This window comes from Enteractinococcus helveticum (genome assembly GCF_020742345.1).
Classification (GTDB): Bacteria; Actinomycetota; Actinomycetes; order Actinomycetales; family Micrococcaceae; genus Yaniella; species Yaniella helvetica_A.
The window spans coordinates 1-6,140 of sequence record NZ_DYXC01000149.1; the positions used below are offsets into that span (position 1 = coordinate 1).

Here is a 6,140-nt window from a genome sequence, read left to right on the forward strand (position 1 = left end):
GGGGTTGTCCTGGCTGCCGCCGGAGTTGCCGCTGGCATGCGCTGGTACCGCAATTGCGGCCCGGGCACCACGGCACTGCTGTCGACCATCTACATCGGCGCCTTTGGTGCCTCCCACCCGCTGGCCAAAAAGATTGGCGCCTGGCCAGCCGTGCTCGTCTCAACCGCTGCCGCCGCTGGCGCCGCACGGGTGCTCAACGACACTAAATGACCACTGAACACCGCGAAACCGGCTGGGAAGAACGCGAAGTCGGCGTTGGACCCTGGCAAGGCGACTGGCCCGAAGGCGACCACTGGGATCAAGAACTGCTAGCTGAAGGCGACCGTCGCAACGTCGCCGATCAGTACCGCTACTGGACGGTTGAAGCCATCGTGGCTGATCTGGATACCAAACGCCACCCGCTGCACATCGCCATTGAAAACTGGCAGCACGACTTCAACATTGGCACCGTGGTACGCACCGCCAACGCGTTCAACGTGGCCGGCGTGCACATCATTGGGCGTCGTCGGTGGAACCGCCGCGGGGCCATGGTGACCGATAAATACATGCACGTCCACCACCACCCAACCGTCGAAGACTTCCTGTCCTGGGCGAAATCCCAGGACCTGCCGGTCTTCGGGGTGGACTTATTCCCCGACTCGGTGCCCATCGAAACCTTCGAATTTCCGCAAGCCTGTGTCATGGTCTTCGGCCAAGAAGGCCCCGGGCTGTCGCAAGAAATTCACGACGCCGCCCAAGCCACCCTGTCGATCGCCCAGTACGGTTCCACCAGGTCAATCAACGCCGGCAGTGCAGCAGGTATTGCCATGCACTCCTGGATCCGCCAACACGGTGCCCCAGTTCGCTAGACTAAGCCGAAGAATCTCAAGTTTCATACCCAAGGAGCTTTCATGGCCTTTGCCACCCCAGACCAGTACGCCGAAATGATCGACGCCGCCAAGACCGGCGGATACGCGTATCCTGCCATCAACGTGACCAGCTCACAAACCCTCAACGCAGCCCTGCGCGGCTTCGCCGAAGCAGAATCCGACGGCATCATCCAAATCTCCAACGGCGGGGCAAACTACTTCTCCGGCTCCAATATCAACGACATGGTCACCGGCTCCCTGGCATTTGCTGCCTTCGCCCGCGAAGTCGCCAAGAACTACGGGGTACGCATCGCTATTCACACCGACCACGCCATGCGCGACAAACTGGACAACTGGGTTATCCCACTGATGGACGCCTCCGAGGCCGAAGTCAAAGCCGGTCGAGACCCCATCTTCCACTCCCACATGTGGGATGGCTCGGCAGAAACCGTGCCAGAAAATCTGCGCATCGCCGAACAGCTCCTCGAACGCACCCACTTCAATAAGCAGATCCTGGAAATCGAAGTTGGCGTCGTCGGCGGCGAGGAAGACGGCTACGCAGCCGAAATCGATGAAAAACTCTACTCAACCGTTGAAGACGGCATGGCCACCATCAAAGCCCTAGGAACCGGCGAAAATGGTCGCTACATCACCGCGCTGACCTTCGGCAACGTGCACGGTGTTTATAAGCCAGGATCCGTGCAGTTGCGCCCGGGCCTGCTCAAAGAAATTCAAGACGCCGTAGGTGCCGAAATCGGTCAAGAGCGACCATTCGACCTGGTCTTCCACGGCGGCTCCGGCTCCTCGGCACAAGACATTGCCGATGCCGTGTCCTACGGTGTTATCAAGATGAACGTTGACACCGACACCCAGTACGCATTCACCCGTCCGGTGGCCACACACATGTTTGAAAACTACGACGGCGTACTAAAGATCGATGGCAACGTAGGCGATAAATCCAAATACGACCCACGCTCCTGGGGCAAAGCCGCCGAAGCCAATATGGCCGCCCGCGTTGTTGAAGCCTGCCAGAACCTGGGCTCAGCCGGAAAATCCTTGAAGTAACATGGCCGAATCAACATGGGTGCAGATCAGCATCTACGTGCCAATGGGGAACGCCGAAGACGTGCGCCGAGCGCTCGACCAGGCAGGTGCCGGGCGTCTTGGCAACTATCGGGGTGCCAGCTGGTCCACCACCGGCGTCGGACGCTTCACCCCGATGGAAGGCGCCCAACCGACCATCGGTGCGGTTGGGGTCCCATCAGATGTTCCCGAACATAAAATTGAAGTTCTGGCACCGCGCGAGATTGCCCGCAGCGTGATTGAAGCGGCCATTGCCGCGCACCCGTATGAGGAACCCGCCTACTATGTGACCGAAGTCTTCATGGCTGACGAACTCTAAGTGATCTTGTGTAGGTCGGCGATCAGGTGGTTTTGCATCTGCTCGCCGACCGCAGCCATGTCAAACTCGTGATGCACCGAGGTCCGATCCGAGGAAAACACGTAGTGTCGGGCCGTTTGTTCGACCAACTTGGCGGTCGTGGAGTTTTGGATTTCTGAATATCCCAGAACGATCGTCAGGCTGCCATCGTCATTGACGGTCGCGGTACCTTCTAACAGTTCCGACTGGCCCGTCGGCTGGGCCAACACAAACTCAATATGGCCACTTTCGCGTGGTCGGAAATAGCCAACCTCGGTATGCATTGGTACGCCGTCAGGGTTGGTGGTTTTTTGTTCATACCGCAAAAACGGTTTACCGGCGACGGCGGAAAACGTGATGGTCTCGGTGTACTCGAAACTCTCAATAGTGGGGTAGTGGCCACGACCTTGACCCTGCCAGGTCCCGATCAGAAATCCGTAGGGTTCGACTAATTCGTGCAAGCTCATACTGTTCAACCCTAACCGTTGGATGCCCCTGACGGCAGAGTTGCTGCTTTCGCCAGACCGGAGTCCTGTTGTCTAGTATCTGGCCATTCGACTCACTACACTGATTCTAAGTCGTCAGGGATTCACCGCTGGCTAGGCATGATGCCAGGTTCCCGACTGAGAATGAGAGGAACATTATGGCTGAGACTCCATGGTGGGCATGGATTGCGATCGTCGCTATTGTCATGTGGGGCATTATTATGGTGGCCAATACCGTTGCCCACAGGCCACGAGCCAATGACACCTCCGCAGCGGATCGAGAAGAAATTGAACAACTCAAACGCCGTGTTGAAGAACTCGAATACCGTTTGAACCGCCGAGACTGATAACGCACGATCCCGGCCAGACGTATTCCAGGTCCGGCCAGGCAGTTTCGGAACGCACTACTAGGCGGGACCATCGCTTTCCCGAAGAGCCGGATTGTGGAACAGCTCAGGTTGAGGGCTCAGATGCTATTGGTAGGCGGCAATATGAGTCTGTGATAGCCAGTACAATTGTCGTGAAATGTGCAATATCATGTAGACACGTAGCACCTTGAGGGAAGTAGCGGTCATGTCTAGAGAAATTGAACCCACCACAACTGCGCGCATTTCAGCTGAAATCATCGGCACATTCATATTAGTCTTCGGTGGTGTTGGTACCGCAGTGCTTGCCGGAGCACATGTTGGATTCCTTGGTATCGCACTAGCATTCGGTCTGACGGTCGTTGTCGGGGTCTATGCATTCGGCCCAGTCTCAGGTGGCCACTTCAACCCCGCGGTCACAATCGGGTTAGCAACAGCCGGGCGTTTCCCATGGAAAGACGTACTGGGCTATGTCATCGCCCAGATCATCGGTGGTGCCCTAGCCTCGACACTGCTGTTCATTATCGCCATCGACCGCGAAGGTGTGGACCTCGGAAACTTTGCCTCCAACGGCTACGGCGAAGCATCACCAGACGGTTATGGACTGCTCGCCGTGATCCTGATTGAAGTCATCCTCACCGCCGTCTTCCTCTTCGTTATCATTGGGACGACGTCCACCCGAGCCACCGTCGGATTCGCACCGTTAGCCATCGGATTGACACTGACACTGATCCACCTGATCGCGATCCCCGTTTCGAATACCTCCGTCAACCCAGCCCGTTCCATCGCCGCTGCAATCTACGGTGGGGGAGAGTCATTGATGCAGCTGTGGGTCTTCCTGATCTTCCCGGTCATAGGTGCTGTGATCGCTGGGCTGCTCTTCCGTCCCCTGCTCGACGGCGTCCAGGAAGCCAAATCAGCTCCGCTGGAAGAGCTCTAACATTTACTTCGTAAAACTGTTCGGAACTCAACCGATGTTTGAGCTCCGAAAAGTAGGTCTTTTAACGATCCGCCTTTCGGAGCTATCCAACGAACTTCGCTGCCGGTTGTTGAGCCAACTTCTTTACCACAACAGCAGCACCGGCAACTCCGACAAGCAGCCCGACCCCAATGATTTTCCGGCGTCGCTGACGAAGTTTCCCATGCCAACCTCCGTGTACGGCGAGAACATCACCACTCATCATAGATTCATAGAGGTTTCCTGAAGTATCGGGGGCAGAATGCTTGCGGGATAGATGAGTTCGGTCGACCTGCAACGCCATCAAACGTTCCGTAGCTTCCGGTGCGGCACGGTGCCGTTTGATTATCTGCTTGGCTCCGGCCCCCACAGCAATTTCTGCCTTCGGTTTTACGGCAGCTTTGACGATGGCTTGAGCAATAGTTTCGGGCGGGTACACCGGTGGCATCGCTCGGACTTCACGTCCACTGTAGTTGGCTGCCCGACTAAATAGCGGAGTATCAACAGCGGGCGGCAGTATGTTTACGACGTGAATGTCGTGTTCTTTTGCCAACCACAGTTCTGAACGCAGACTCACCGATAGCGCACTGACAGCAGCCTTCGACATAGAATATGCCGCGGTAAATGGTTGCGGCACATTGCCCACCGCGGATGAGACGTTGATCAGCACGCCATGACCCTGGTTTTTCATGTGAGAGATCGCAGTGCGACTGCCATGTACATAACCCATGACGTTGGTCTCGAGCACCCGTTGGAAGTGGTCCAGCGGCACGGTATCGACTGCTCCGAAAAGATGGACCGCTGCACTGTTAACCCAAACATCAATCCGGCCAAAGCGTTCCACCGCTTGCCGAGCCAGGGCCTCAACAGCCTGGGCAGATGTCGTATCGGTTGGTACAGCAAGTGCTCTCACACCGAATTTTCGACATTCTTTGGCGGTCTTGTCTAATGCTTGTTCACCTCGGGCCGCCAGAACGACGTTGCTGCCAGCACGTGCAAATTGTCGAGCCGTGGCCCGACCAATACCGCTGGATGCGCCGGTGATCACCACAACGGCACCCTTGAGCCGAACCTTCGATTTCATCTATGCCTCCTAGCGGTGTCGAAGCGGTTGACCTACTCTTGCATTTGCATGTAGTCCAGCGAAGTCTGAACGGTTTGTCCACTTTCCCAAGCATTGGCACCGGGTTGCACCATGGGTGTGGGAATGTCCTCACGCTGTTGCCGGACTTTCTGCGTTGAAATGCCCAACGACCGGTCGCGATGCTGCAACAGGTCTTCGCGCAGCTGACCATCAGCGGTGAAACCCATCATCAATTGTGGAATACCATACGGAAAATCTTCGCGATCATATTGCCAGGTATGGAAGGTTTTACCGTAGGTGGTGACGAGATCTTTAAAATACGCGTGCTCTGCTAGCTGTGGGACGCCGGGCGCAACGAGTGAACCGGATTTCACTTCATAGTGGTGACTGTGCCACAACTGCTTTTCTTCTTCGTCCAGTGTTTTGAACCGCTCTTCGCTAATGATGTATTCGATACCGATAAGCCGTGCATCGGGTTCGTTGCTGTCGAAGATAACGCACTGGTGCAGGTCATGGCGTAGGTGAATACAAAAATGTGTTGCCTCGACCTGGCGCCCCATATCGTCTGCATAGAAGTGGAAGCCATTGAGATAGGTGCTCATGGCGTCCAGCGGATATTTATGTTGCATGAGATTCGAGCTGATATCCAACATGCGATGTTTGACCGGATGGCCCTGACTAATTTTGGCGGTGGTCATGATTTTCTGGCCAGCGATAATTCCGGCTGCGGTTGCTGCGCCTGCCGCAATACCGAGGCCAATGCTTTTCAGATAATTCTGTCCCATGTCGAGACTCTACCGACTACGCATAGGTATAGAAATAGGTACCAGATATTGAAATGATTCAACACAAAACAGATGATCTGACTGTGCCTACGCTTTGAATGGGTCAACTGCGACGCACCAACTTTTGTTGGACAAGCATTCGACCGAGTTTCGAAAGCTAGGACGTCTCAAGAGAACCTGTTCTACACGAGAGAT

The 6,140-nt window shown here is 55.7% G+C and carries 8 protein-coding genes and 1 pseudogene; 6 read left to right on the plus strand and 3 right to left on the minus strand.

The window, feature by feature from the left end:
• The 4 genes and pseudogenes from K8V32_RS13000 to K8V32_RS13015 form a co-directional block, all read left to right on the plus strand.
• A pseudogene (locus tag K8V32_RS13000) lies at positions 1 to 210 on the plus strand (hypothetical protein); the annotation flags it as partial.
• On the plus strand, positions 207 to 848 hold the full coding sequence (locus tag K8V32_RS13005) for a TrmH family RNA methyltransferase (protein ID WP_303908293.1): 642 nt from the start codon (positions 207 to 209) through the stop codon (positions 846 to 848). The pseudogene K8V32_RS13000 and the gene K8V32_RS13005, both read left to right, overlap by 4 nt.
• A 42-nt stretch (positions 849 to 890) precedes the next feature.
• Positions 891 to 1,913, plus strand: coding sequence for a class II fructose-bisphosphate aldolase (fbaA, locus tag K8V32_RS13010; protein WP_303908296.1), 1,023 nt, complete (start codon positions 891 to 893; stop codon positions 1,911 to 1,913).
• A 1-nt stretch (position 1,914) separates the two neighbouring features.
• Positions 1,915 to 2,250, plus strand: a complete 336-nt coding sequence (locus K8V32_RS13015) for a YqfO family protein (protein WP_303908299.1) — start codon at positions 1,915 to 1,917, stop codon at positions 2,248 to 2,250.
• Here the strand turns inward: K8V32_RS13015 and K8V32_RS13020 are convergent.
• A complete protein-coding gene (locus K8V32_RS13020) occupies positions 2,247 to 2,735 on the minus strand; it encodes a heme-binding beta-barrel domain-containing protein (protein ID WP_303908302.1) in 489 nt (162 codons plus the stop codon). The two genes, K8V32_RS13015 and K8V32_RS13020, sit on opposite strands and share 4 nt — an antisense overlap.
• 176 nt (positions 2,736 to 2,911) lie before the next feature.
• On the opposite strand from K8V32_RS13020, the gene K8V32_RS13025 reads away from it, so the two are divergent.
• Together K8V32_RS13025 and aqpZ are read left to right on the plus strand one after the other, a co-directional pair.
• Positions 2,912 to 3,100: a hypothetical protein gene (locus K8V32_RS13025; protein ID WP_303908304.1), complete on the plus strand. Its 189-nt coding sequence runs from the start codon at positions 2,912 to 2,914 to the stop codon at positions 3,098 to 3,100.
• 226 nt (positions 3,101 to 3,326) lie between these two features.
• Positions 3,327 to 4,058: an aquaporin Z gene (gene aqpZ, locus K8V32_RS13030; protein ID WP_303908306.1), complete on the plus strand. Its 732-nt coding sequence runs from the start codon at positions 3,327 to 3,329 to the stop codon at positions 4,056 to 4,058.
• 82 nt (positions 4,059 to 4,140) lie between these two features.
• Here the strand turns inward: aqpZ and K8V32_RS13035 are convergent, their stop codons facing one another.
• Both K8V32_RS13035 and K8V32_RS13040 read right to left on the minus strand, forming a co-directional pair.
• Positions 4,141 to 5,160: an SDR family oxidoreductase gene (locus tag K8V32_RS13035; RefSeq protein ID WP_303908307.1), complete on the minus strand. Its 1,020-nt coding sequence runs from the start codon at positions 5,158 to 5,160 to the stop codon at positions 4,141 to 4,143.
• Positions 5,161 to 5,192: 32 nt separating this feature from the next.
• Complete coding sequence (locus K8V32_RS13040) at positions 5,193 to 5,945, minus strand: OBAP family protein (RefSeq protein WP_303908309.1); 753 nt, start codon at positions 5,943 to 5,945, stop codon at positions 5,193 to 5,195.
• Positions 5,946 to 6,140 lie beyond the last annotated feature (195 nt).